The sequence below is a fragment of the Micromonospora sp. NBC_00821 genome (assembly GCF_036347035.1).
GTDB lineage: Bacteria > Actinomycetota > Actinomycetes > Mycobacteriales > Micromonosporaceae > Micromonospora > Micromonospora hortensis.
On sequence record NZ_CP108880.1, the window covers coordinates 2,890,717 to 2,914,872 of the forward strand.

At 70.8% G+C, this 24,156-nt stretch carries 25 protein-coding genes and 1 pseudogene; 22 read left to right on the plus strand and 4 right to left on the minus strand.

Annotated features, from left to right (window positions below):
• The 4 genes from OHB44_RS13120 to ribH are packed head-to-tail and all read left to right on the plus strand — an operon-like array spanning position 1 to position 3,093.
• The gene (locus OHB44_RS13120) at positions 1-645 is read left to right on the plus strand and encodes a riboflavin synthase (RefSeq protein ID WP_238686773.1); all 645 of its coding nucleotides are present in this window, start codon (positions 1-3) and stop codon (positions 643-645) included.
• Complete coding sequence (gene pnuC, locus OHB44_RS13125; protein ID WP_238686772.1) at positions 645-1,328, plus strand: nicotinamide riboside transporter PnuC; 684 nt, start codon at positions 645-647, stop codon at positions 1,326-1,328. Before OHB44_RS13120 ends, pnuC begins: the two co-directional genes overlap by 1 nt.
• Positions 1,325-2,590 (plus strand): bifunctional 3,4-dihydroxy-2-butanone-4-phosphate synthase/GTP cyclohydrolase II, encoded by a 1,266-nt coding sequence (locus tag OHB44_RS13130; RefSeq protein ID WP_238686771.1) that lies wholly within the window; start codon positions 1,325-1,327, stop codon positions 2,588-2,590. The genes pnuC and OHB44_RS13130 overlap by 4 nt, the downstream gene beginning before the upstream one ends.
• A gap of 2 nt (positions 2,591-2,592) precedes the next feature.
• A complete protein-coding gene (gene ribH / locus OHB44_RS13135) occupies positions 2,593-3,093 on the plus strand; it encodes a 6,7-dimethyl-8-ribityllumazine synthase (protein ID WP_210785464.1) in 501 nt (166 codons plus the stop codon).
• A 28-nt stretch (positions 3,094-3,121) separates the two neighbouring features.
• On the opposite strand, the gene OHB44_RS13140 is transcribed toward ribH, so the two are convergent.
• Genes OHB44_RS13140 through OHB44_RS13150 form a run of 3 tightly spaced genes read right to left on the minus strand, consistent with a single transcriptional unit; the run spans position 3,122 to position 5,574 of the window.
• Complete coding sequence (locus OHB44_RS13140) at positions 3,122-3,865, minus strand: amino acid ABC transporter ATP-binding protein (protein ID WP_274531639.1); 744 nt, start codon at positions 3,863-3,865, stop codon at positions 3,122-3,124.
• A gap of 3 nt (positions 3,866-3,868) precedes the next feature.
• A complete protein-coding gene (locus OHB44_RS13145; RefSeq protein ID WP_266302985.1) occupies positions 3,869-4,714 on the minus strand; it encodes an amino acid ABC transporter permease in 846 nt (281 codons plus the stop codon).
• On the minus strand, positions 4,711-5,574 hold the full coding sequence (locus OHB44_RS13150) for an ABC transporter substrate-binding protein (protein ID WP_238686769.1): 864 nt from the start codon (positions 5,572-5,574) through the stop codon (positions 4,711-4,713). The genes OHB44_RS13145 and OHB44_RS13150 overlap by 4 nt, the downstream gene beginning before the upstream one ends.
• 133 nt (positions 5,575-5,707) lie before the next feature.
• On the opposite strand from OHB44_RS13150, the gene OHB44_RS13155 reads away from it, so the two are divergent.
• From OHB44_RS13155 to sigJ, 11 genes are all read left to right on the plus strand, one after another.
• Positions 5,708-5,971, plus strand: a complete 264-nt coding sequence (locus OHB44_RS13155) for a phosphoribosyl-ATP diphosphatase (RefSeq protein ID WP_030335709.1) — start codon at positions 5,708-5,710, stop codon at positions 5,969-5,971.
• Between the two features lie 49 nt (positions 5,972-6,020).
• Positions 6,021-6,866 (plus strand): ATP phosphoribosyltransferase, encoded by an 846-nt coding sequence (hisG, locus tag OHB44_RS13160; protein WP_030488425.1) that lies wholly within the window; start codon positions 6,021-6,023, stop codon positions 6,864-6,866.
• Positions 6,867-7,090: 224 nt separating this feature from the next.
• Entirely contained in the window at positions 7,091-7,564 is a 474-nt protein-coding gene (locus tag OHB44_RS13165) for a PH domain-containing protein (RefSeq protein WP_238686768.1), read from the plus strand.
• Between the two features lie 369 nt (positions 7,565-7,933).
• Positions 7,934-8,584, plus strand: coding sequence for a translation initiation factor IF-3 (gene infC / locus OHB44_RS13170; RefSeq protein ID WP_238686767.1), 651 nt, complete (start codon positions 7,934-7,936; stop codon positions 8,582-8,584).
• A 20-nt stretch (positions 8,585-8,604) separates the two neighbouring features.
• Positions 8,605-8,799 (plus strand): 50S ribosomal protein L35, encoded by a 195-nt coding sequence (rpmI, locus tag OHB44_RS13175; protein ID WP_007458415.1) that lies wholly within the window; start codon positions 8,605-8,607, stop codon positions 8,797-8,799.
• A gap of 32 nt (positions 8,800-8,831) precedes the next feature.
• Complete coding sequence (gene rplT, locus OHB44_RS13180; protein ID WP_030488429.1) at positions 8,832-9,224, plus strand: 50S ribosomal protein L20; 393 nt, start codon at positions 8,832-8,834, stop codon at positions 9,222-9,224.
• A gap of 83 nt (positions 9,225-9,307) precedes the next feature.
• Entirely contained in the window at positions 9,308-10,105 is a 798-nt protein-coding gene (locus tag OHB44_RS13185) for a TrmH family RNA methyltransferase (protein WP_274531638.1), read from the plus strand.
• A gap of 219 nt (positions 10,106-10,324) precedes the next feature.
• Positions 10,325-11,392: a phenylalanine--tRNA ligase subunit alpha gene (gene pheS / locus OHB44_RS13190; protein WP_330440872.1), complete on the plus strand. Its 1,068-nt coding sequence runs from the start codon at positions 10,325-10,327 to the stop codon at positions 11,390-11,392.
• 40 nt (positions 11,393-11,432) lie between these two features.
• Positions 11,433-13,979, plus strand: coding sequence for a phenylalanine--tRNA ligase subunit beta (pheT, locus tag OHB44_RS13195; protein ID WP_330440873.1), 2,547 nt, complete (start codon positions 11,433-11,435; stop codon positions 13,977-13,979).
• Positions 13,980-14,699: 720 nt separating this feature from the next.
• Positions 14,700-15,434: an SDR family oxidoreductase gene (locus OHB44_RS13200; protein ID WP_238686763.1), complete on the plus strand. Its 735-nt coding sequence runs from the start codon at positions 14,700-14,702 to the stop codon at positions 15,432-15,434.
• Between the two features lie 82 nt (positions 15,435-15,516).
• On the plus strand, positions 15,517-16,485 hold the full coding sequence (sigJ, locus tag OHB44_RS13205; protein ID WP_238686762.1) for an RNA polymerase sigma factor SigJ: 969 nt from the start codon (positions 15,517-15,519) through the stop codon (positions 16,483-16,485).
• A gap of 14 nt (positions 16,486-16,499) precedes the next feature.
• Here the strand turns inward: sigJ and OHB44_RS13210 are convergent.
• Positions 16,500-16,739: pseudogene (locus tag OHB44_RS13210) on the minus strand (ISAzo13 family transposase); the annotation flags it as partial.
• A 270-nt stretch (positions 16,740-17,009) separates the two neighbouring features.
• Between OHB44_RS13210 and argC the strand changes: the two are divergent.
• Genes argC through OHB44_RS13245 form a run of 7 tightly spaced genes read left to right on the plus strand, consistent with a single transcriptional unit; the run spans position 17,010 to position 24,114 of the window.
• On the plus strand, positions 17,010-18,011 hold the full coding sequence (gene argC, locus OHB44_RS13215; protein WP_238686761.1) for an N-acetyl-gamma-glutamyl-phosphate reductase: 1,002 nt from the start codon (positions 17,010-17,012) through the stop codon (positions 18,009-18,011).
• Positions 18,012-18,066: 55 nt separating this feature from the next.
• Positions 18,067-19,239 (plus strand): bifunctional glutamate N-acetyltransferase/amino-acid acetyltransferase ArgJ, encoded by a 1,173-nt coding sequence (gene argJ / locus OHB44_RS13220; RefSeq protein WP_330440874.1) that lies wholly within the window; start codon positions 18,067-18,069, stop codon positions 19,237-19,239.
• 55 nt (positions 19,240-19,294) lie between these two features.
• Positions 19,295-20,200: an acetylglutamate kinase gene (gene argB, locus OHB44_RS13225; protein WP_091402003.1), complete on the plus strand. Its 906-nt coding sequence runs from the start codon at positions 19,295-19,297 to the stop codon at positions 20,198-20,200.
• Positions 20,197-21,426, plus strand: a complete 1,230-nt coding sequence (locus OHB44_RS13230) for an acetylornithine transaminase (RefSeq protein ID WP_330440875.1) — start codon at positions 20,197-20,199, stop codon at positions 21,424-21,426. Before argB ends, OHB44_RS13230 begins: the two co-directional genes overlap by 4 nt.
• Complete coding sequence (gene argF / locus OHB44_RS13235; RefSeq protein ID WP_330440876.1) at positions 21,423-22,394, plus strand: ornithine carbamoyltransferase; 972 nt, start codon at positions 21,423-21,425, stop codon at positions 22,392-22,394. Before OHB44_RS13230 ends, argF begins: the two co-directional genes overlap by 4 nt.
• Entirely contained in the window at positions 22,391-22,906 is a 516-nt protein-coding gene (locus OHB44_RS13240) for an arginine repressor (RefSeq protein WP_330440877.1), read from the plus strand. The genes argF and OHB44_RS13240 overlap by 4 nt, the downstream gene beginning before the upstream one ends.
• The gene (locus tag OHB44_RS13245; protein WP_266302980.1) at positions 22,903-24,114 is read left to right on the plus strand and encodes an argininosuccinate synthase; all 1,212 of its coding nucleotides are present in this window, start codon (positions 22,903-22,905) and stop codon (positions 24,112-24,114) included. The genes OHB44_RS13240 and OHB44_RS13245 overlap by 4 nt, the downstream gene beginning before the upstream one ends.
• The last annotated feature ends 42 nt before the right edge of the window (positions 24,115-24,156 follow it).

Consider the following 24,156-nt stretch of genomic DNA (forward strand, 5'->3'; position numbering starts at 1 on the left):
ATGTTCACCGGCATTATCGAGGAATTGGGCGAGATCGTCCGGGTGGAGCCGACGGCAGGCGATTCGGCGCTGGTGGGCGTACGCGGCCCACTGGTCACCTCCGACGCCCGGCACGGCGACTCGATCGCCGTCAACGGTGTCTGCCTGACGGTCGTGGAGGTGGCCGACGGTGTCTTCACCGCCGACGTGATGGGGGAGACGCTGCGCCGCTCCGCGCTGGGCGCGCTGCGCCCCGGCGACCCGGTCAACCTGGAGCGGGCCGCCGCGCTCGGTAGCCGCCTCGGCGGGCACCTGGTGCAGGGGCACGTCGACGGCGTCGGTGAACTCATCTCCCGGGAGCCGGCCGAGCAGTGGGAGACCGTCCGGTTCCGGCTGCCCGCCGCCCTGTCCCGGTACGTGGTCGAGAAGGGCTCGATCACCATCGACGGTGTCTCGTTGACTGTCGCCGCCGTCGGCGCGGACGAGTTCGCCGTCGGGCTGATCCCCACCACGCTCAAGCTGACCACGCTCGGCGCGAAGGGCGTCGGCGACCCGGTCAACCTGGAGGTCGACGTGCTGGCCAAGTACGTCGAGCGGCTGCTCGGCGACCGGCTCACCGACGCCGACGCCAGCGGGCTGGCCGCGAACCCGGGTGGGGTGGCCTGATGGGCCCGCTCAGTTGGCTGCTGGACGCGCAGGTGCATGTCGCCGGCTCGCCGGTGCTGGCCAGGGAGATCGTCGGCAACGCGTTCGGGCTGGTCTCGGCGCTGCTCGGGTTGCGCCGGCTGGTCTGGGCGTGGCCGGTCGGCATGATCGGTAACGCGCTGCTCCTCACCGTCTTCCTCGGCGGGGTGTTCGCCACCCCGCAGGAGCACGACCTGTACGGGCAGGCCGGCCGGCAGGTGTTCTTCTTCGCTGTCAGCGTCTACGGCTGGTGGCGCTGGCAGCGCAACCGTCGCGCCGACGGTGGGCAGGCTGCGGTCGTTCCGCGCTGGGCCACCGGACGGGAGCGACTGATGCTGCTGGTGGCCGCCGTGATCGGCACCGCCGCGGCGTACCCGCTGCTCAAGGCCCTGGGCTCGTGGGGCCCGCTGCCCGACGCCTGGATCCTCACCGGCAGCCTGCTGGCCACGTACGGCATGGCCCGCGGCTGGGTGGAGTTCTGGCTGCTCTGGATCGCCGTGGACGCGGTCGGGGTGCCGCTGCTGCTGCGCGGCGGGTTCTACCCGTCGGCCGTCATGTACCTGATCTACGGCGCCCTCTGCGTCTGGGGCTTCGCCGCCTGGTGGCGCACCTCGCGCGCCGCGGCCACCGTCCGTACGCCCATCTACCGGGAGGCCGTCGCATGACCAGCTTCGGAAGCATTGAGCAGGCGATCGCGGACATCGCGGCCGGCCGGCCGGTCGTCGTGGTCGACGACGCGGACCGGGAGAACGAGGGCGACCTGATCTTCGCGGCCGAGTTGGCCACGCAGGAGCTGATGGCGTTCATGGTGCGCTACACCTCCGGCTACGTCTGCGTGGCGCTGACCGAGAGCGAAGCCGACCGGCTCGACCTGCCGCCGATGCACCACACCAACCAGGACCGGCGCGGCACCGCGTACACGGTGACGGTGGACGCCCGCGAGGGGGTCAGCACCGGCATCTCGGCGGCCGACCGCGCGCACACCAGCCGGCTGCTCGCCGACGCGGCGACCGACCCGACCGACCTGGCCCGCCCCGGGCACGTGGTGCCGCTGCGCGCTCGCGAGGGTGGGGTGCTGCGCCGACCGGGACACACCGAGGCGGGGATCGACCTGACCCGGCTGGCCGGGCTGCGCCCGGCCGGCGTGCTCTGCGAGCTGGTCAACGACGACGGCACCATGATGCGCCTGCCGGACCTGGAGAAGTTCTCCGCCGAGCACGGCCTCACGCTGGTCACCATCGCCGACCTGATCGCCTACCGTCGGCGTACCGAGAAGCAGGTCGAGCTGGTCGCCGACGCCCGGATGCCGACGAAGCACGGGGTGTTCCGGGCGCTCGGCTACCGCGCCGAGCACGACCCGGCCGAGCATGTCGCGATGGTGCTGGGTGACCTCGGTGACGGCCAGGACGTGCTGGTCCGGGTGCACTCCGAGTGCCTGACCGGGGACGTGTTCGGCTCGTTGCGCTGCGACTGTGGGCCGCAGCTGGACGCCGCGCTGGCGCGGGTCGGGCAGGAGGGCCGGGGCGTGGTGCTCTACGTGCGTGGGCACGAGGGGCGCGGCATCGGGTTGCTGCACAAGCTGCAGGCGTACCAGTTGCAGGATCTGGGCCGCGACACCGTCGACGCCAACCTCGACCTGGGCCTGCCGGCCGATGCCCGCGACTACGGCACCGGCGCGCAGATCCTCTACGACCTGGGCGTGCGGTCGATGCGGTTGCTGACCAACAATCCGGCCAAGCGGGCCGGGCTGGAGGGGTACGGGTTGACCATCACCGGCCGTGAGGGGCTGCCGGTCGGCGCGCACCCGGAGAACATGCGCTACCTGCGCACCAAGCGGGACCGGATGGGTCACCTGCTGGACGAGTTGGACGAGGTGTCCGAGGCGCCGCTGGGGCGCCCGGTCGCCAACGACGAGATCGGAGCATGACGATGGCGGGTTTCGGTGAGCCGGGAGTCGAGGCGGTCGACGCAGCGGGCCTGACCGTCGGGGTCGTTGCCGCCCGGTGGCACGGCGAGCTGACCGACCACATGCTGGAGCGTGCGGTGGCCGCCGCCGAGGCGTGCGGCGCGCGTTCCGTGGTCGCCCGGGTCGCCGGCTCGGTCGAGCTGCCGGTGGTCGCGCAGGCCCTCGCCCGCCGCTGCGACGTGGTGGTCGCCCTCGGCGTGGTGGTCCGCGGGTCCACCGCCCACTTCGACTACGTGTGCCGTTCGGTCACCGACGGGCTGACCCGGGTGGCGCTGGACGAGGGCAAGCCGGTGGCGCACGGGGTGTTGACGGTGGAGACCATCGAGCAGGCCCGCGACCGCGCCGGTCTGCCCGGCTCGGCGGAGGACAAGGGCTGGTCCGCCACAGTGGCGGCGCTCGACGCGGCGCTGGCCGTACGGACGGTGGCTGCGGGCAACGCCCAGCGGGTCGGCTTCGGCGGTTGACGCCTCGGCCGTCTCCGAAGGCCCGCCTTCAGAGACGGCCGGCCTCGATGATCCGGCGCAGGAACTGCCGGGTACGAGGCTGCGTCGGCTCGCCGAGCACCTGCTCGGGCGGGCCGCTCTCGACGACCCGTCCGGCGTCGAGGAAGCACACCTCGTCGGCGACCTCCCGGGCGAAGCCCATCTCGTGGGTGGCCAGCACCATTGTCATGCCGTCGGCCTTCAGGTCGCGGATCATCGCCAGCACCTCGCCGACCAGCTCCGGGTCGAGCGCGGAGGTGACCTCGTCGAGCAGCATCAGTCGCGGTGAGTTGGCCAGCGCCCGGACGATCGCCACCCGCTGCTGCTGCCCGCCGGAGAGCCGGTCCGGGTAGGCGTCCGCCTTGGCGCCGAGCCCCACCCGGTCGAGCAGTTCCCGGGCCTGCGCCTCGGCCTCCGCCCGGCCCCGCCGGTGTACGCGGCGCGGCGCGAGGGTGATGTTGTCCAACACGCTCAGGTGCGGAAAGAGGTTGTACGCCTGGAACACCATGCCGATCCGCCGCCGGACCTGGTCCGGGTCCACCCGGGGATCGGAGATGTCCTCCCCGTCCAACTCGATGGTGCCGTCGTCCAACTCGTCCAGCAGGTTGACGCAGCGCAGCAGTGTCGACTTGCCGGACCCGGACGCGCCGATCAGTGCCACCACCTGATGCTCGGCGACGGTCAGATCGAGGTGGTCGAGCACGGCGTGCCCGCCGTACTCCTTGCGCAGACCCCGACAGCGCAGCAACGCCATGGGTCAGCCTCCCGACTGTCGGCGGGCCGCGCGCAGCGTCACCCAGTCGGTGACCGCGATCAGCGGGATGGCGAGCAGCACGAAGAGCACCCCCGCCACGACGTACGGCGTGTAGTTGAAGGTTTGGGCGGTGGCGATCTGCGCGGCACGGACCGCGTCGATCGGCCCCGCGAGGGAGACCAGCCCCACGTCCTTCTGCAACGCCACCACGTCGTTGAGCAGGGGTGGCGCCACCCGCCGGACGGCCTGCGGCAGGACCACGTGCCGCATCGTCTGCCGGTGGCTCAGGCCCAACGAGCGGGCCGCGGCGAGTTGGCTGGAGTGCACCGACTCGATGCCGGCCCGGAACACCTCGGCGAGGTAGCCGCCGTAGGTGAGGACCAACGCGATCCCACCCAGCACCAGCACCGGCGGCATGCCCTGCAACCGCAGGCCGGGCACGCCGAGGGTGAGCAGGTACAGCACGATGATCAGCGGTAGGCCGCGGAAGGTGTAGGTGTAGCCGGCGGCCAGCGCGCGGACCGGGAAGAAGACCGGCCCGCGCAGCGTCCGCAGCACGGCGATCACCAGCCCGAGCAGCAGCGCGCCGACCGCACAGCAGACCAGCAGCCGTATGTTGAGCCAGAGCCCGCTCAGCACCGTCGGCAGCGCGTCGCGGGCGATCTCCGGATCCAGGAACGACTGCCGGACCCGGTCCCAGCCCGGCGCCCCGGTCACCGCGATCACCAGCAGCGTGCCGAGCGCCGCCGTCGAGGACGCCGCGACGAGCACGCTGTAGACGGTCTGCCGACGCCGGTACGCCGACCGGCGCAGTTGCGCCTCCGAGGGCACATGATCCAGTAGCGTCACCGCAGCTCGGCCGCCCCCGCCACCTGCGCGAGCCACTTCTGTTCCAGCTCCTTCAGCGTGCCCGCCGTGGTGAGCTGACCGACCGCCCCGCTCACGCAGGAGGTCAGTGGGGAGTTCTTGTCCAGCAGCAACCCGAACGCCTCGGGCGTACCGACCTGCGGCACCTGCCCGACGATCGTCGCGTCGGTGATCTCCGCGCCGGTGATGTAGAAGGCGGTTGGAAGATCCACCACGAGACCGTCCAGCTGCCCGTTCTGAAGGGCCTTCTTGGCATCGTCGTTGCTGTTGTAGACCTGCGGCTTGGCGGTCGGCTTGATCACGTCGGTGATCGCCTGGTAGCTGGTGGTGCCGACCTGCGCGCCGAGCCGGGCGTCCCGCAGGTCGGCCAGCGACTTCCGGCCGGCGATCTTCGAGGACTTCAACGCGATGACTGTCTGCCGCACCAGGTAGTACGGCGCGGAGAAGTCGACAGCCTGCTTGCGCTCGTCGGTGATGGAGAACTGGTTGATGTCGAAGTCGAAGCCCTTCGGCCCCGGCGCGATGGCGGTGTCGAACTTGACCCTGGTCCAGGTGACGTCGGCGCGGGCGTAGCCGAGCTTCTCGGCCACCGCGTACGCGACGGCGGATTCGAAGCCCTCGCCGCTGTCCGGCTTGTCCTTGGCGAACCACGGTTCGTACGCGGGCTGGTCGGTGGCGATGGTCAGCTTGCCCGGCGTACGCGTGGGCAGGCTGTCCTTGGCGCAGGACGGCGGGGCGGTGACAGTGGGGGTGGGTTTCTCGTCCTGTGGCGCGCATCCGGCGGTGGCTACGACGACGGCGCCGGCGAAGGTGAGCGCGAGGAGACGTGAGCGGCTGGCCATGGCGGACAGCGTAGAGCTCCATGGGCATCGATAGGCAATTGTCCCACCATGTTGGTAGGGAATTGTCCGCTTGCTGGATTCCGACGGACCCGGACGTGGGGTGCCGCGCGGGTGGCTGGAAGAATCGTTCCCCGTGAAGACGTTCGAGGAGTTGTTCGCCGAGCTGCAGGCCAAGGCCGCCGCCGGCACCCCGGGGTCGGGCACCGTCGCCGCGCTGGACAAGGGCGTGCACTTCATCGGCAAGAAGGTCGTCGAGGAGGCGGCCGAGTCGTGGATGGCCGCCGAGCACGAGGGGCCGGAGCGCACCGCCGAGGAGATCTCCCAACTGCTCTACCAGGTCCAGGTGCTGATGCTCGCCAGTGGTCTCGAGCTCAAGGACGTCTACCGACATCTGTGAGTGCCCCCACCCCTGTTGATCGCCAACCGGATCGAAGGAGCACTCCGTCATGCTGCGTGTCGCCATTCCCAACAAGGGCACCCTGGCCGAACCGGCCGCCCAGATGCTGCGTGAGGCGGGCTACCGCCAGCGCACCGACCCCAAGGACCTCGTCTGCCGCGACGAGGCCAACGACGTCGAATTCTTCTACCTGCGTCCGAAGGACATCGCCACCTACGTCGGCTCCGGTGACCTCGACCTCGGGATCACCGGCCGGGACCTGCTGATCGACTCGGCCGCGCCGGCCGAGGAGGTCGTCGACCTCGCCTTCGGCCGGGCCACCTTCCGCTTCGCCGCCCGCCCCGACGACATCGCCTCCGTCCAGGAGCTGGGCGGTCACCGCATCGCCACCGCGTACCCGGGGCTGGTCGAACGGCACCTCGGCGAGGTGGGCGTCAAGGCCGACGTGATCCGCCTCGACGGCGCCGTGGAGAACGCCGTACGCCTCGGTGTCGCTGACGTGATCGCGGACGTGGTGGAGACCGGCGCGACCCTGCGCCAGGCGGGCCTCGTGGTCTTCGGTGAGCCGCTGCTGCGCTCGTCGGCGGTGCTGGTCCGGCGTGCCGGCGCGCCCGCGCAACCGCAGGCCGAGCAGTTGCTGCGCCGCCTGCACGGTGTGCTGGTGGCCCGCCGCTACGTGATGCTCGCCTACGACGTGCCGGCCGGTCTGCTGGACCGGGCCAGCGGGCTCACTCCGGGCATCGAGTCGCCCACGGTGTCGCCGCTGCACCGCGAGGGCTGGGTGGCGGTGCAGGCCATGGTGCTCCGCGACGACGTGCACCGCATCATGGACGAGCTGTACGAACTGGGCGCCCGCGCCATCCTCGTCACCAACATCCACGCCTGCCGCCTCTGACCGTCCCCGGCCGGTGCGGCCCGGCGCACGCGGGACCCGTCCCGCGGCCCCGCCCGGACCGGGAAGATCGCGCTCGATCATGGAAATAGTGGCCTCCAGCTCGGCGGAGGCCACTGGATCCTGGATCGAGCACGATCTTGGGGCGGCTGGCCGCCACAGGACTCGGGGTGGTGGCTCGGCGGGTGGTGCGTTCGATGACCGAGTGCGGGTGGCAGACTGGTGGGGTGAGTGAAACCGAACTGGTCCGCCTGAAGCCCCGCCGCATCCGCGTGGTCTGCTGGTCGGCGGCGGCCGCCCTGGTGGTGGTGTTCGGTCTGGTCGCTACCTCGCTGAGTGGCCCGACCGGCGATGGTTACGGCAGTTTCCAGCGCGGCGACCAGATCGCCATGATCGGCCTCGGCATCTTCGGTGCGCTGGGCTTCCTGCTGTTCACCCGTCCCCGGGTGGAGGCGGACGCCCGGAGCATCCGGGTCCGTAACGTCATCAGCTCCTACGAGCTGCCCTGGGAGGTTGTCCGGGGCGTCCGCTTCGACCGGGGCGCGCCGTGGGCCAGCCTGGAGCTGCACGACGACGACCTGCTGCCGATGGTCGCGTTGCAGGCCGCCGACAAGGAGTTGGCCGTCGACGGGGTCCGCGCGCTGCGCCGGCTGCACGAGGCCCACCAGGTCCGCCTCGCCGAACGCGCCGTCGGCCGCTGACCCAGCGCGGCCGACCTGCCGACCTGCCGGGCGTCTTTGAACAGCAGGTCGTGCCCGGTTTGGGGGTCGCCGGGGCGCCGGTGTAGTGTTATCGAGTCGACCAGGCTGTCTCCGCGTGCGAGCAGGCAGCCTTGAAAGCGGAGCGCCTGCTCCCACCCGAGTCGCCGCTACGGTGGCCGGGTCCGGTCACCGGTTCCGGGCATGTCCCGGTGCCGGGTGCGCGATCCTGGTAATCGCGCTGACCGGTCGAGCGGGCCCTGGCATGCGCCGGGGCCTTCTGCTTTTCGGGTCGGTTCCCTCCCGGGAGCCGCAGGGGTCGGCGAGTGAGCAGAAACGACTCGAGGAGGCCCCATCAGCGTCGAACCACGCGTGAACGAGCAGATCCGGGCACGTGAGGTCCGACTGGTCGGCCCAGAGGGTGAGCAGGTGGGCATCGTCCCGCTGGAGCGCGCTCTTCAGCTGGCCGCGGACGTCGATCTGGACCTGGTCGAGGTTGCGCCGATGGCGCGCCCGCCGGTGTGCAAGCTCATGGACTTCGGCAAGTTCAAGTACGAGAGCGCACTCAAGGCGCGCGAAGCGCGGCGTAATCAGCAGCAGACCGTCATCAAGGAAATGAAGCTTCGGCCGAAGATCGACCCGCACGACTACGAGACCAAAAAGGGTCACGTGGTGCGGTTCCTCAAGGCGGGCGACAAGGTCAAGGTGACGATCATGTTCCGCGGTCGCGAGCAGAGCCGTCCGGAGCTGGGTTACCGGCTCCTGCGCCGGCTCGAATCCGAGATCACGGAACTGGGATACGTCGAGGCCGCTCCGAAGCAGGACGGCCGAAACATGATCATGGTTCTCGCCCCGCATCGGGCCGTCAAGGCCTCCGCGGTCGCCGCTACGGCGTCTCGCGGCGGACCTCGGGACCGGGCAGGGGACGAGTCCGCCGCTCCGGAAGCCGATGAGACCGCAGCGGTCAGCGAGACCGCAGCAGCCGGTGACACCGGCCTCGCCGCCGACACCAGCAGCGAGTAACAGGGGAGAAGACGTTCCACATGCCGAAGATGAAGAGCCACACGGGTATGGGTAAGCGGGTCAAGGTGACCGGCAAGGGCAAGATCGTTGCCCAGCAGGCCGGCCTCCGCCACAACCTGGAGAAGAAGCCCTCCACCCAGACCCGCCGGCTGACCGGCACGGTCGTGCTGGCCAAGGCCGACGTCAAGCGCATCAAGAAGCTGCTCGGCCGCTGACGCGCGCCACCTTTACGTAATTAGGAGTTGAGATGGCACGCGTCAAGCGGGCTGTAAACGCCCAGAAGAAGCGTCGTACCCTGCTGGAGTCCGCGAGTGGTTACCGCGGTCAGCGCTCCCGCCTGTACCGCAAGGCCAAGGAGCAGGTGCTGCACTCGATGCAGTACGCCTACCGGGACCGTCGCGACCGCAAGGGCGACTTCCGGCAGCTGTGGATTCAGCGGATCAACGCGGGCGCCCGGGCCAACGGGATGACCTACAACCGTCTGATCCAGGGCCTGCGTCTGGCCGGCATCGAGGTCGACCGCAAGATCCTGGCCGACATGGCTGTCAACGACGCCGCCTCTTTCGCGGCGATCGTCGAGCTGGCCCGGGCCGCGGTCACGGCCGAGGGCACCGGCGGCGCAGCGGCTCAGGCCGCCTGATCCCCACGCACCAGAGCGAGGCGTCTCCCGTGTCGGCACCGCCGTCCGGGGGGCGCCTCAATCGTGCCGGAGGAGCGCACACCATGGCTTTCACCCCGCGTACCCCCAGGGTCGTCGCCGCCCGCCGCCTGCAACGCCGCCGGGACCGCGACGCCACAGGCCGTTTCCTGGCCGAGGGCCCGCAGGCGGTCCGCGAGGCCCTCGCGCGGCCGGAGGTGGTCACCGAACTGTTCGGTACGACCACCGCGCTCGACAGGTATCCGGAGTTGGCCGCCACGGCGGCCCGCGCCGACGTGCCGGTCTCCGAGGTGACCGACGATGCCCTCGCGGCGCTGACCGAGACCGTCGCCCCACAGGGGTTGGTCGCCGTCTGCCGGCACCTGGACGTCCCACTGGAGCAGGCCCTCGCGGGTGCGCCCCGGCTGGTGGCGGTGCTCGCCGAGATCCGCGACCCGGGCAACGCCGGCACCGTGCTGCGCACCGCCGACGCGGCCGGCGCGGGTGCGGTGATCTTCGCCGGAGACGCCGTCGACCCGTACAACGGCAAGTGTGTGCGGGCCTCTGCCGGCAGCCTCTTCCACGTCGACGTGGTGCGCGCCCCCGACCCGGTCGCGGTGGTCGACGCGCTGCGCGCCGCCGGGCTGTCGATCTTCGCCACCACCGGGTACGGCGACAACGACCTGGACGACCTGACCGACTACGGCCGGCTCGTCGGGCCCACCGCCTGGCTGTTCGGCTCGGAGGCGCACGGCCTGCCCGAGGAGTTGACCGCCGCCGCCGACACCACGGTGCGGGTGCCGCTGTACGGGCGCGCGGAGAGCCTCAACCTGGCTGCCGCCGCGGCGGTCTGCCTGTACGCTTCAGCGAGAGCGCAGCGCTGAGGGTGATTGCCTCCGGCGCGACTGACAGCAGGGGAGAGCGTCCGTCCATGAACGCGACACGGCGTTCGTTTAGCCAGCCCGCCGGTGTCGGCGGGCGGCGGGCCTGACCTGCTCCCTGCGCAACTCCTACCGGCGGGCTGCGGCACAGCCGCGCGTCCGTAGACTCGCCTAGCCGCCCCGGTGAGGGCTGGCGCCGCCGTGAGGGAGTGCCCGTACGCCATGAGCTACCGCAACGATCCGTACGACCCGAAGCAGGTCGCCCTGCTCGACCCCGCCGCCCTGGCCGAGGCCATCACGGACGCCACGAAGGCGTTCGAGGCCGCCGCCGACCCGGACGCGCTGAGCGCGCTGCGCTCGGTGCACCTGGGTGACCGGTCACCGGTCTCCCTCGCGCGCCGGGAGATCGGCGCGTTGCCGCCGGCCGCGAAGTCCGACGCCGGCAAGCGGGTCAACGAGGCCCGCCGGGCGATCGAGTCCGCGTACGCCGAGCGCGCCGAGGTGGTCGAGCGCGAGCAGGCCGAGCGGGTGCTGGTCGAGGAGCGGGTGGACGTCACCCTGCCCTACGACCGGCGTCCGCGCGGCGCTCGGCACCCGTTGAGCACCCTGATGGAGTCGATCAGCGACCTCTTCGTCGGGATGGGCTACGAGGTGGCCGAGGGGCCCGAGGTCGACCTGGAGTGGGTCAACTTCGACGCGTTGAACATCCCCGCCGACCACCCGGCGCGCGGGCTGATGGACACCTTCCACATCGCACCGGAGGGTTCCGGCCTGGTCCTGCGGACGCACACCTCGACGGTGCAGACCCGCACGATGCTCAGCCGCAAGCCGCCGATCTACGTGATCGTGCCGGGTCGCGTCTACCGCACCGACGAGATCGACGCCACCCACAGCCCGGTGTTCCACCAGGCCGAGGGCCTGGTGGTCGACAAGGGCATCACGATGGCCCACCTGCGGGGCACGCTTGACCACTTCGCCCGCGCGATGTTCGGCCCCGAGGCGAAGACCCGGTGGCGGCCGCACTACTTCCCGTTCACCGAGCCGTCGGCGGAGTTCGACGTGTGGTTCCCGGAGCACCGGGACGGCCCACAGTGGGTCGAGTGGGGTGGCTGCGGCATGGTCAACCCCCGGGTGCTGCGCGCCTGCGGCGTCGACCCGGAGGTCTACTCCGGATTCGCCTTCGGCATGGGCATCGACCGGACCCTGATGGTCCGGCACGGGGTCAGCGACATCCGCCATCTCTTCGAGGGCGACGTGCGGTTCAGCCGCGCGCTCGGGACCGGGGCGTAGGCGATGCGGGTACGAGACACGGGAACGGTGGTCTGAAGTCATGCGAGTTTCTGTCAGTTGGCTGCGGGAGTACGTCGACCTCCCCGCCGACCTGCCCACCGGTGACCTGGAGCAGGCCCTGGTCGACCTCGGCATCGAGGTCGAGTCCGCTGTGGACCTGGCCGAGACCGTCACCGGTCAACTGGTCGTCGGTGAGGTCCGCGAGATCGAGGAGCTCACCGGCTTCAAGAAGCCGATCCGGTTCTGCCGGGTCGACGTGGGTGCCGCCAACGGCACCGGTGAGCCGCAGGAGATCGTCTGCGGTGCCCGTAACTTCGCCCCGGGTGACCGGGTGGTGGTGATCCTGCCCGGCGGCGTGCTGCCCGGCGGCTTCGCCATCGGCGCCCGCAAGACGTACGGGCACAACTCGGCGGGCATGATCTGCTCGGCCAAGGAACTGGGCCTGGGCGACGACCACTCCGGCATCATCGTGCTGGGGCCGGACGTGACGGCCAAGCCGGGCGACGACGCGCGCCCGGTGGTGGGTCTCGACGACGTCGTCCTCGATCTGGAGATCACCCCTGACCGGGGGTACGCGCTGAGCCTGCGCGGCCTGGCCCGGGAGCTGTCGCACGCGTTCGACGTGCCGCTGCGCGACCCGGCCCTCACGCCGGCCCCGGGCGGCACCGAGACGCCCGCGTACCCGGTGGAGGTCCGCGACACTGTCGGCTGCGACCGGTTCACGGCCCGCCTGGTCCGCGGGGTCGACCCGACCGCGCCCACACCGTCCTGGATGCAGCAGCGGCTCGTCACCGCCGGCATCCGCAGCATCTCGCTGCCCGTCGACATCACCAACTACGTGATGGTGGAGCTGGGCCAGCCGATGCACGCCTTCGACGCCGACCGGATCGCCGGGCCGCTGGTGGTCCGTCGCGCCGAGGCGGGGGAGAAGCTGACCACCCTCGACGGGGTCAACCGGGTGCTCACCGCCGACGACATGGTGATCTGCGATGACACCGGGCCGATCTCCCTGGCGGCGGTGATGGGCGGCGAGACCAGCGAGGTCGTCGCCGGCACCACCACAGTGCTCTTCGAGGCGGCGCACTGGGACCCGGCGATGGTCGGGCGCACCGCCCGCCGGCACAAGCTGTTCAGCGAGGCCGCGAAGCGCTGGGAGCGGGGTGTCGACCCGGCCGTGGCGCTGGTCGCGCTGGAGCGTGCCGTGCGCCTGCTCACCGAGCACGGTGGGGGCACGCCGAGCGCGGAGATCCTGGACATCGACCACGTCCGGCCGCGTACCCCGATCAGTCTTCCGACGGACCTGCCGACCCGGCGGGTCGGCGTCGAGTACCCGCCGGCGCGGGTTGTCGCCCTGCTGGAGAGGGTCGGCTGCACTGTCGCGCAGGGCGCGGACCGGTTGTCCGAGGACCCGGGCGCGGTCGGCGTGGCCAGCGGCGTCGGGACGGTGCTGAGCGTCACCCCGCCGACCTGGCGGCCCGACCTGACCGACCCGGCCGACCTGGTCGAGGAGGTCGTCCGCCTCGACGGGTACGACCGGGTGCCGTCGGTGCTGCCCACCGCGCCCCCCGGGCGTGGTCTGACGCCGCGGCAGCGTCGCCGCCGGGCCGTCGCCGGTTCGCTGGCCGAGCGGGGGTACGTGGAGGTGCTCGCGCACCCGTTCGTGTCGCCGGAGCTGGCCGACCAGCTCGGCCTGCCGGCCGACGACCCGCGCCGGCCCGCGGTGCGGCTGGCCAACCCCCTGTCCGAGGAGGAGCCGCTGCTGCGCACCACGCTGCTCGGCCCGCTGCTCGGCATCCTCAAGCGCAACCTCGGCCGGGGTCACCGCGACCTCGCCCTCTACGAGATCGGTGCGGTCTTCCACCCGCGCGTCGGCGCCGGCAGCCCGCCGGCGATGGGCGTGGACCGGCGCCCCACCGACGAGGAGTTCGCCGCCGCCGACGCGGTGGTGCCGGCGCAGCCGGTGCACGTCGCGGTGGTGCTCTCCGGCGACCTGGACCCGGCCGGCTGGTGGGGGCCGGGTCGACCGGCCGGCTGGGCGGACGCGATCGAGGCGGCCCGTGACGTGCTGGCCGCCGCCGGGATCCCCGACGAGCGGGTCGAGGTGCGCGCCGCCGAGTACGCCCCGTGGCACCCGGGTCGCTGCGCCGAGTTGCGGGTCGACGGCTCGGTCGTCGGACACGCCGGCGAGCTGCACCCGGTGGTGGTCGCGGCGTTGGAGCTGCCCCGCCGCACCAGCGCGATGGAGCTGAACCTCGACACGCTGCCGCCGACCCCGGTGACGCCGGCGCCGACGGTCTCCGGCTTCCCGCCGGCGCTGATCGACGTGGCCCTCGTGGTGGACGACTCGGTGCCGGCGGAGCAGGTGCGCCGGGCGCTGGAGGCGGGCGCCGGTGAACTGCTGGAGGACGTGCGGCTCTTCGACGTGTACTCCGGCGCGCAGCTCGGCGCCGGCCGCCGCTCGCTGGCGTACAAGCTGACCTTCCGGGCACCGGACCGGACGCTCACCGTCGAGGAGGCGGTCGCGGCACGGGACGCGGCGGTCGCCGTCGCGGCGGAACGCCTCGGCGCCACCCTGCGCGGCGCGTAACCGGATCGGCTCGTCCCTGCCCCGCGATCTCTTGGTCCGCGGGTCCGGGGTCCGAGTCGCTGGCGGGGCACCTGCGATCAAAGGCCCTGGCCTGGTGATTTCTCACCAGGCCAGGGCCTTTACAGGCGGTGGATTGAATACGACACCCGACGGAGGTTCTCGTGGGTACCTGCGTGGACGGACTGGCTGGAATGTGTTCGGGTGACCATGGACAAGTGACGCCGCACGGAAGCCCGTTCTCGATGTCATGGCACCGGCAGTTGGTGCCGTGACCAGGGAGATTAGGAGACGTCTCGTAACTCCCAGCGCGGTTCGCCGCCGGATGCGATCCTGGGGGCATGACGGGCCCAGGCCAGGATGACGCCGAGGTGGCATACCTGCGGGAGGTCACCGAGGTCGAAGGTGATCTCGACGACGAGGGGGGTAAGCGTCGTTCTCCCGTCGTGAGAGGCGCGAACGGGAGTCGGGTGAGGTCGATCACGCCGACACCGGGCTCCACACACATTCGCCTCGTGTTGGCCTACGCCTTACCATGCGACGCGCGCGCCGTAGCCCTTCCCACGGCCCGCATTCACCGGTGAGGTCCGCCCCAGCTGCCCCCGCCGGTCGCAGCGGCTGAGGGGCTCTGAGAAGAGGTCTGCCTCGGAGCCTGACATCTTCCTGGCCTGCGTCGTCATATTGGTGAGGGCGGCGACCGGTGCCCCGGGGACGGAGTGAAAAATGAAGATTTTCATCGCTGGTGGGCGCGGCCGTGTCGGCTCCCCCCTTGCTGACAAGCTGGAGGCCAGGGGCATCGAGGTGGTCTCGGGAGGACTTGATGACGGGATCGACGTGATCTCTGGCGAGGGGCTCGCCGAGGCCCTGGTCGGAGTCGACACCATCGTGAACGTCCTGAACACCCCCCGCTTTGATGCGGAGGGGGCCATTTCGTTCTTCGAGGGAGCGATCAACAATCTGAATGCGGAGGGCAAGCGGGCAGGTGTGCGTCACCACGTCCTGCTCTCCATCGTCGGCGTCGGACAAGGAGACGCGTCTGAGGTTGGGTACTACCTCGGCAAGGTGGCGCAGGAGAAGGCCGCACGATCCGGTTCGATCCCCGCAACCATCATTCGAGCCACTCAGTTCCAGAGCTACCTTCCCATCCTCATTGACCAGCACTCTGTGGACGGAAAGGTTTTCGCTCCCAGGTCGGTCATCCAGCCTGTCGAGCTGGACGAGGTCATCGAGCTGCTCGCCGAGGCTGCCACGACATTGGAGCCGGGAAGCGAGGTCGAGATCGCTGGACCCGACCGCTTCTACCACGATGACCTCTTCCGTGCCACGCTGGCTGATCGCGGAGACGACCGCGAGGTTGTGACCGTGGAGGCGGAAGGGGCACCCGATGCGATGGTTCCACGTGGCGCTCACCGGGTAGGCACTGTGAGGTACCCCATTTCAGGAATCCCCCTCGCCTGAAACCACAATAAGGGGACGATGGGACGCTCGGCCGTCAGAGGATAGTTGAGGCATGCCGCGCTCAGGTCGGAAAGGGTGCCCAATGTCGGAAGACTTTCCTGCCAAATCCATAGGGTTTGGAGGAGCCGAGCGTGATGAATCGCGGATTCTCGATTCCGTCGCTGCCGAGCGACACCGTTTGATGTCGCTGGCCTTTCGTATGATGGGCACCCTGGCCGATGCTGAAGATGTTGTGCAAGAGACGTATGTCAGATGGTACCGCCTTGGGGCCGAGGAACGCGAAGCGATTGCCACGCCCGCTGCATGGTTGATGCGAGTTGCGAGCCGTATCTCACTCGACATGCTGGGCTCCGCGCGGGCACGACGGGAGACGTACGTCGGACAATGGCTACCGGAGCCAGTCCCATCTGACCTCTTTGCGGACGCAGCGAAGGAGCCAACGAGCTCCAGTCATATCGCCGCCGATCCGCTCGATCGCGTTTCCCTCGATGATACGGTCAGTATGGCTTTGTTGACGGTCCTCGAGTCCATGACCCCAGCGGAGCGAGTGACGTTCGTACTGCATGACGTATTCGGCGTGCCGTTTGGCGAGATTGCCAGTGTTGTAGGCCGTTCACCAGGAGCCGTAAGGCAATTGGCGACGTCCGCACGTCGGCACGTTCGAGGAGGAAGGCGAGCACAAGTTTCTCCTCAACAGCATGATGGAGTTGTTCGGGCATTCCGCGACGCAACGGTTGGAGGGAATATTGAAGACCTGTTGCGCGTATTGGCCCCAGATGTCGAACTGCGAGTAGATGGCGGCGGATTCGTCAATGCCGCACCTCAGGTTATCCGTGGTTCGGATCATGTGGCGCGGTGGCTCGTGGGAGTGATGCGTAAGCAACCCGCTCTTCGTTTTGAGCGACGAGACACGGCTGACGGTCTCGGATACATGCTGAGGAATGGGGAGCATCGATATGGGATGGCCACCTTCGACGTCAGTGCTGACTGTGTCACGAACGTGTGGCTGATGCTTAATCCACTGAAACTGACGAATTGGCCACTCGACTAAGGGATTGCAGATCATTAACACGTTGTTTTGATCTTGTTGTCCTCGCCGGTCTGTGCCTGGACCCGGTCCTGGAGGGCGGCGAGGGTCGTGGGCGGAGTTGTCGCCGGTGCGATGGTGATGCCGTGTGCCGCGAGCAGTCGCGGGTTCTTCAGGAGGGTGCGGTGCATAGCGCTGCGGCTGGTGCCGAACAGCACGGCGAGGGGTTCCGCGGCCAGGGTGGCCCGCAGGTGGAGCACGGTGGCCAGGACCTGATCGGTCACGGGTCTCGTCCGGGATGCGCATGCCAGACCAACGAGCCTCAGATCGGGAAGCGATCGGTCGCTTGGCCGGCCCGCCCGATGCACCCGCCCCTACCGGATGACTGAGATCGGCTCTCCACAGCCCGGGGAGCCAAAGCATGATCGTCGGCTGGGGGACACGCCGCCGTACAGTGGATCTGTTCATTACCATGCAGTGTGCTGCATGAACTTGCACTCGTGAGTCGTCCTTGTTAATCTTCGCTGCATAGTCATGCGGAGGTGAGTATGGGGATCCGAGTCGCGGTCGCCGGAGCGAGCGGGTACGCCGGAGGCGAGCTGCTGCGCCTGATCGCCGGGCACCCGCAGTTCGACCTGGTCGCCGCCACCGCGCACAGCCAGGCCGGGCACCGCGTCGACGTGGTGCACCCGCAGCTCACCGGGCTCGACCTGGTGCTCGGCGAGACCGACCCGACGATCCTGGCCGATGCGGACCTGGTCTTCCTGGCCCTGCCGCACGGCCAGTCGGCGGCTCTCGCGGCCCAGCTTCCGGCCGAGGTGCGGATTGTCGACCTGGGTGCCGACCACCGGCTGGCCGACCCGTACGCCTGGGCGCAGTACTACGGCGGCACGCACGCCGGGCAGTGGACCTACGGCCTGCCCGAGTTGCCCGGTCAGCGGGAGCTGATCGCCGGCTCCACCCGGGTGGCGAACACCGGCTGCTACGCCGCCGCGATCACCCTGGCGCTCGCGCCGCTGATCGCCGACGGCGCGGCCAGCCCCGCCGACGTGGTGGTGGTCGCCGCCTCCGGCACCTCCGGCGCCGGCCGGGCGACCAAGCCGCACCTGTTGGCCAGCGAGGTGATGGGCGACCTGTCGCCGTACCGGGTGGGCACCCACCAGCACGTACCGGAGATCAAGCAGGCCACGGGCGCGACCGGCCTGTCGCTCACCCCGGTCCTGGCGCCGATGCCGCGCGGCATCCTGGCCACCGTCACCGCGGTGCCGGCGCGCGGCGTCGACCCGCAGGAGGTGCTGGCGCGGGCGTACGCGGACGCGCCGTTCGTGCACGTGCTGCCGGAGGGCCGTTGGCCGCACACCGCCGCCACCCTCGGCTCCAACTCGTGTCACCTACAGGCCACCGTCGACGTCGACTCGGGTCGTCTGATCGTGCTCAGCGCGTTGGACAACCTGGGCAAGGGCGCGGCCGGTCAGGCCGTCCAGAACGCCAACCTGATGCTCGGCCTGCCGGAGACGACGGGCCTGTCGATCTGGGGAGTCACCCCGTGAGCGCGAGGAGTGCAGCGCAGCGGAGCCCCGCAGTCGCGAACGAGAGGCAGGCGCCGTGAGCGTCACCACCCCTCGGGGGTTCCGGGCGGCCGGTGTGGCCGCCGGCCTCAAGGCCAGCGGCGGCGCGGACGTCGCCCTGGTGGTCAACGACGGTCCGGACGCCGGCGTGGCCGGTGTCTTCACCACCAACCGGGTCAAGGCCGCGCCGGTGCGCTGGACCCAGCAGGTGGTGCAGGGCGGTGTGGTCCGCGCGGTGGTGCTCAACTCCGGTGGCGCGAACGCCTGCACCGGTCCGGCCGGCTTCCAGGACACGCACGCCACCGCCGAGCACACCGCCGCCGCGCTGACCTCGGTCAGCCCTCGGCTGATCCTCGGCGCCGGTGAGGTCGCGGTCTGCTCGACCGGCCTGATCGGTGAGCGGCTGCCGATGCCCAAGCTGCTGCCGGGCGTCCGCTCGGCGATCCGCGGGCTGTCCCGCGACGGTGGCCCGGCCGCCGCCGAGGCGATCATGACCACGGACACCCGGCCGAAGACCACTGTGGCCCGGGGGAGCGGCTGGACGGTCGGCGGCATGGCCAAGGGTGCCGGGATGCTCGCGCCCGGGATGGCCACCATGCTCTGCGTGTTGACCACCGATGCGGTGGCCGGGCCGGCGACGCTGGACGAGGCGTTGCGGGCGGCCACCCGGGTCAGCTTCGACCGGGTCGACTCCGACGGTTGCATGTCCACAAACGACACCGTGCTGCTGCTGGCCAGCGGCGCGAGCGGCATCGAGCCGACACCGGCCGAGCTGGCGGCCGCCGTCACCGCGGCCTGTCACGACCTGGCCCAGCAATTGGTGGCCGACGCCGAGGGCGCCACCAAGCAGATAGCCATCGACGTGGTCGGCGCGGCGGACGAGGACGAGGCGGTCGAGGTGGGCCGTACGGTGGCCCGCAACAACCTGGTCAAGACGGCGTTGTTCGGCAACGACCCGAACTGGGGCCGGATCCTCGCCGCCGTCGGCACCACCGCCGCCGCGTTCGAGCCGGACGAGGTGGACGTGGCGGTCAACGGGGTGTGGGTGTGCCGGGGTGGCGCCGCCGCCGAGGACCGCTCGAAGGTCGACCTGACCGGGCGGGACGTGACCATCCGGATCGACCTGCACGCGGGTACGTCGGCCGCCACGATCTGGACCAACGATCTGTCCCACGCGTACGTGCACGAGAACTCGGCGTACTCGACGTGAGCGCGAGGAACGCAGCGCAGCGGAGTCCCGCAGTCGCGAACGAAAGGCCGACACGGTGAGTCTCAGCAGCGATTTGGCTCGCGCCCAGGTCAAGGCGGAGACGTTGATCGAGGCGCTGCCCTGGTTGGCGCGCTTCACCGGCTCGACGGTGGTGGTCAAGTACGGCGGCAACGCGATGACCGATCCGGAGTTGCAGCGGGCGTTCGCGGCCGACATGGTCTTCCTGCGCTATGCCGGCCTGAAGCCCGTGGTGGTGCACGGCGGTGGTCCGCAGATCTCCGCGATGCTGGGTCGCCTCGGCATCGCCAGCGAGTTCCGGGGTGGTCTGCGGGTGACCACGGCCGAGGCGATGGACGTGGTCCGGATGGTGCTGGTCGGTCAGGTGGGCCGGGAGCTGGTCGGTCTGATCAACTCGCACGGTCCGTACGCCGTCGGCCTCTCCGGCGAGGACGCCCGGCTGTTCACGGCGGTGCGGCGTCCGGCGTACGTGGACGGGGTGCCGGTCGACGTGGGCCAGGTCGGGGACGTCGAGTCGGTCGACGTGTCAGCGGTGACCGACCTGATCGAGGCCGGCCGGATTCCGGTGATCTCCACGGTGGCGCCGGACGTGGAGGGTGTGCTGCACAACCTCAACGCGGACACCGCCGCCGCGGCGCTGGCCATCGCGTTGCGGGCCCGCAAACTGGTCGTGCTCACCGACGTGGCCGGCCTGTACGCGGACTGGCCGGACACCACCAGCCTGGTCTCCGAGATCGCCGCGGACGACCTGGCCAAGCTGCTGCCCAGCCTGGAGTCGGGGATGGTGCCGAAGATGGAGGCCTGCCTGCGGGCGGTGCGTGGGGGAGTGCCCGCCGCGCACGTCGTCGACGGCCGGGTGGCGCACTCGACGTTGCTTGAGGTGTTCACCTCGGAAGGGTTCGGAACGATGGTGGTGCCGGGAGACGGGACGGACGCGACATGAGCACGTTGGCGCAGCGGTGGAAGCAGTCCATGATGGACAACTACGGCACACCGCCGATGGCGTTGGTCTCCGGTCACGGTGCCGTCGTGGTCGACGACGCCGGTCGGGAATACCTGGACCTGGTGGGTGGCATCGCTGTCAACGCCCTCGGTCACGCCCACCCGGCGGTGGTGGCGGCGGTGTCGAAGCAGGTCGCGACCCTTGGGCACGTCTCCAACCTCTACGTGGCCGAGCCGCCGGTCGCCCTCGCCGAGCTGCTGTTGGCGCTCGCCGGCCGACCGGGGCGGGTGTTCTTCGCCAACTCGGGTGCGGAGGCGAACGAGGCGGCGTTCAAGCTGTCCCGGCGCACCGGCCGCACCCAGGTGGTGGCCACCAGGGGTGGCTTCCACGGCCGCACCATGGGCGCCCTCGCGCTGACCGGTCAGCCGGCCAAGGCTGACCCGTTCCGGCCGCTGCCCGGCGAGGTGACCCACGTCGACTACGGCGATGTCGCCGCCCTCGACGCGGCCGTCTCCGAGGCCACCGCCATGGTGATCCTGGAACCCGTCCAGGGTGAGAATGGTGTGCTGGTCCCGCCGGCCGGCTATCTCGCCGCGGCCCGTCGGATCACCGCCCGGCACGGCGCGCTGCTGGTCCTCGACGAGGTGCAGACCGGCGTCGGGCGTACCGGGCACTGGTTCGCGCACCAGGCCGAGGGTGTGGAGCCGGACGTGGTCACCCTGGCCAAGGGGCTGGGTGGCGGGCTGCCGATCGGCGCGACGCTGGCCTTCGGCCCCGCCGCGGACCTGCTCACCCCCGGCTCGCACGGCACCACGTTCGGCGGCAACCCGGTCAGTTGCGCGGCGGCGCTCGCCGTGGTGGCGACCATCGCCAACGAGGGCCTGCTCGACAACGTCAAGCGGGTCGGTGAGCGGTTGCGTCGCGGCATCGAGGCGCTGGGCCACCCGCTGATCGGCGAAGTCCGCGGCGCCGGTCTGCTGCTCGGCGTGGCGCTCACCGCGCCGGTCGCCTCGGTGCTGGCCGAGGCGCTGCGGGAGGCCGGTTTCCTGGTCAACCCGGTGCAGCCGGGTGTGATCCGGCTGGCCCCACCGCTGATCCTCACCGCCACCCAGGCGGACACCTTCCTCGCGGCGCTGCCCGCCGCACTGGACGCGACGGCCCCGGCCGCCGCCGGCGCGCAGAGCGCACCAGCCACAGTGACCACCACGACGGGAACGACTCGATGACCCGGCACTTCCTGCGCGACGACGACCTCTCGCCGGTCGAACAGTCAGCGGTCCTCGACCTGGCGGCGCTGATGAAGGCGGACCGGTTCGGCCACCGGCCGCTGGTCGGCCCCCGCTCGGTGGCGGTGCTCTTCGACAAGCAGAGCCTGCGGACCAGGATCTCGTTCGACGCCGGCATCGCGGAGCTGGGTGGGCACCCCCTGGTGGTGGACACGCAGGTCACCCACTTCGGTCGTGGTGAGTCGCTCGCCGACGCGGGGCGGGTGCTGTCCCGCTACGTCGCGGCGATCGTGCTGCGGACCCACGGTGACGAGCGGATCGCCGAGGTGGCGGCGGGCGCGACGGTGCCGGTGGTCAACGCGCTCACCGACGGTTTCCATCCGTGCCAGCTGCTGGCCGACCTGCTCACCATCCGGGAGCGGTGCGGTGGCACGGCCGGGCGCACCCTGGCGTACGTGGGGGACGGCGCGAACAACATGGCGCAGTCGTACCTGCTGGCCGGGGCGACCGCCGGGATGCACGTGCGGGTCGCCGGCCCGGCCGGGTTCGCGCCGGACGCCGCCGTTGTGGAACGGGCCACCCAGATCGCCGCGGAGACCGGCGGGTCGGTGCGGGTGCTGACCGACCCGGCCCAGGCGGTCCGCGACGCCGACGTGCTGGCCACCGACACCTGGACGTCGATGGGGCAGGAGTCCGACGGGTTGGACCGGATCACCCCGTTCCTGCCGTACCAGGTCAACAAGGAGCTGCTCGGTCAGGCCGCACCGGACGCGATAGTGCTGCACTGCCTGCCCGCACACCGCGGTGAGGAGATCACCGACGAGGTGCTCGACGGGCCGCAGAGCGCGGTCTTCGACCAGGCGGAGAACCGGCTGCACGTGCAGAAGGCGCTGCTGACGTTCCTGCTGGGGGGAACCGCGACGGGAGGCGCCGCGACCGGCGATGCCGCCACCGGGGGGCCGCGATGACCGCGCCGCTGACTCGCGCGGCCCGGCACGCCCGGATCGTGGAGCTGATCCGCGATCGGTCGATCCGGTCGCAGACCGAGCTGGCCGACCTGCTCGCCGCCGACGGGGTCGGCGTCACCCAGGCCACCCTCTCGCGGGACCTGGAGGAGTTGGGCGCGGTCAAGGTGCGCGGTGGCGACGGTCCGGCCATCTACCTGATCCCCGAGGACGGGCAGCGACCGTTGCGCGACGCCGAGGCCGCGCCGGCCCGGCTGGTACGGCTGCTGCGCGAGCTGCTCAACGGGGTCGACTCCAGCGGCAACATCGCCGTGCTGCGGACACCGCCGGGCGCGGCCCAGTACCTGGCCAGCGCGTTGGACAGGGCGGGCCTGCCCGAGATCGTCGGCACCATCGCCGGCGACGACACCATCCTGGTCGTGGCCCGTGAGGCCGCCGGCGGGGCTGCGCTCGGGGACAAGCTCGCCGGCTGGGCCCGCCGGGACGACACCGCTGAAGGGAACACCACGTCATGACCGAGCGGGTCGTGCTCGCGTACTCCGGCGGGTTGGACACCTCCGTCGCCATTCCGTACCTGTCCGAGCAGACCGGCGCGGAGGTGATCGCTGTCGCTGTCGACGTCGGGCAGGGCGGCGAGGATCTCGACGCCATCCGTCAGCGTGCCCTGGACTGTGGCGCCGCCGAGTCCGAGGTGGTGGACGCGCGCGACGAGTTCGCCGCCGACTACTGCCTGCCGGCGATCCGGGCCAACGCGCTCTACATGGACCGCTACCCCCTGGTGTCGGCGCTGTCCCGGCCGCTGATCGTCAAGCACCTGGTGGCGGCGGCGCGCAAGCACGGCGGCACGATCGTGTCGCATGGCTGCACCGGCAAGGGCAACGACCAGGTCCGGTTCGAGGTGGGCCTGAACGCGCTCGCCCCCGACCTGAAGATCATCGCGCCGGCCCGGGACTTCGCCTGGACCCGGGACAAGGCGATCGCCTTCGCCGAGGAGAAGGGGCTGCCGATCGACGTGTCGGCCAAGTCGCCGTACTCGATCGACCAGAACCTGTGGGGTCGCGCGGTGGAGACCGGCTTCCTGGAGGACATCTGGAACGCCCCCGTCGAGGACCTCTACTCGTACACCTCCGACCCGACCCAGGAGCGCGACCCCGACGAGGTCGTGGTCACCTTCGACGGCGGCGTGCCGGTGGCGATCGACGGTGAGACGGTCACCCCGTACCAGGCGATCCTGGAGCTCAACCGGCGCGCCGGCGCTCAGGGCGTGGGCCGGCTCGACATGGTCGAGGACCGCCTGGTCGGCATCAAGAGCCGGGAGGTGTACGAGGCGCCCGGCGCCATCGCGCTGATCACCGCCCACCAGGAGCTGGAGGCGGTGACAGTCGAGCGGGACCTGGCCCGGTTCAAGAAGGGCGTCGACCAGCGCTGGGGCGAACTCGTCTACGACGGGCTGTGGTTCTCGCCGCTGAAGGCGTCGCTGGACGCGTTCATCGACGACGCGCAGCGGCACGTGAGCGGCGAGGTGCGGATGATCCTGCACGGCGGCCGGGCCACTGTGACCGGCCGGCGCTCCGAGGCGAGCCTCTACGACTTCGGGATGGCCACCTACGACACCGGCGACACCTTCGACCAGTCCCTGGCCAAGGGCTTCGTGCAGCTGTGGGGGCTGCCGAGCCGGATGGCCGCCGCTCGGGACGCCCGGTTGGGCGGTGGCGGACAGTGACAGGTGTGAGCGCGAAGACCGAGCAAGCGCGGCGAGCGGGCC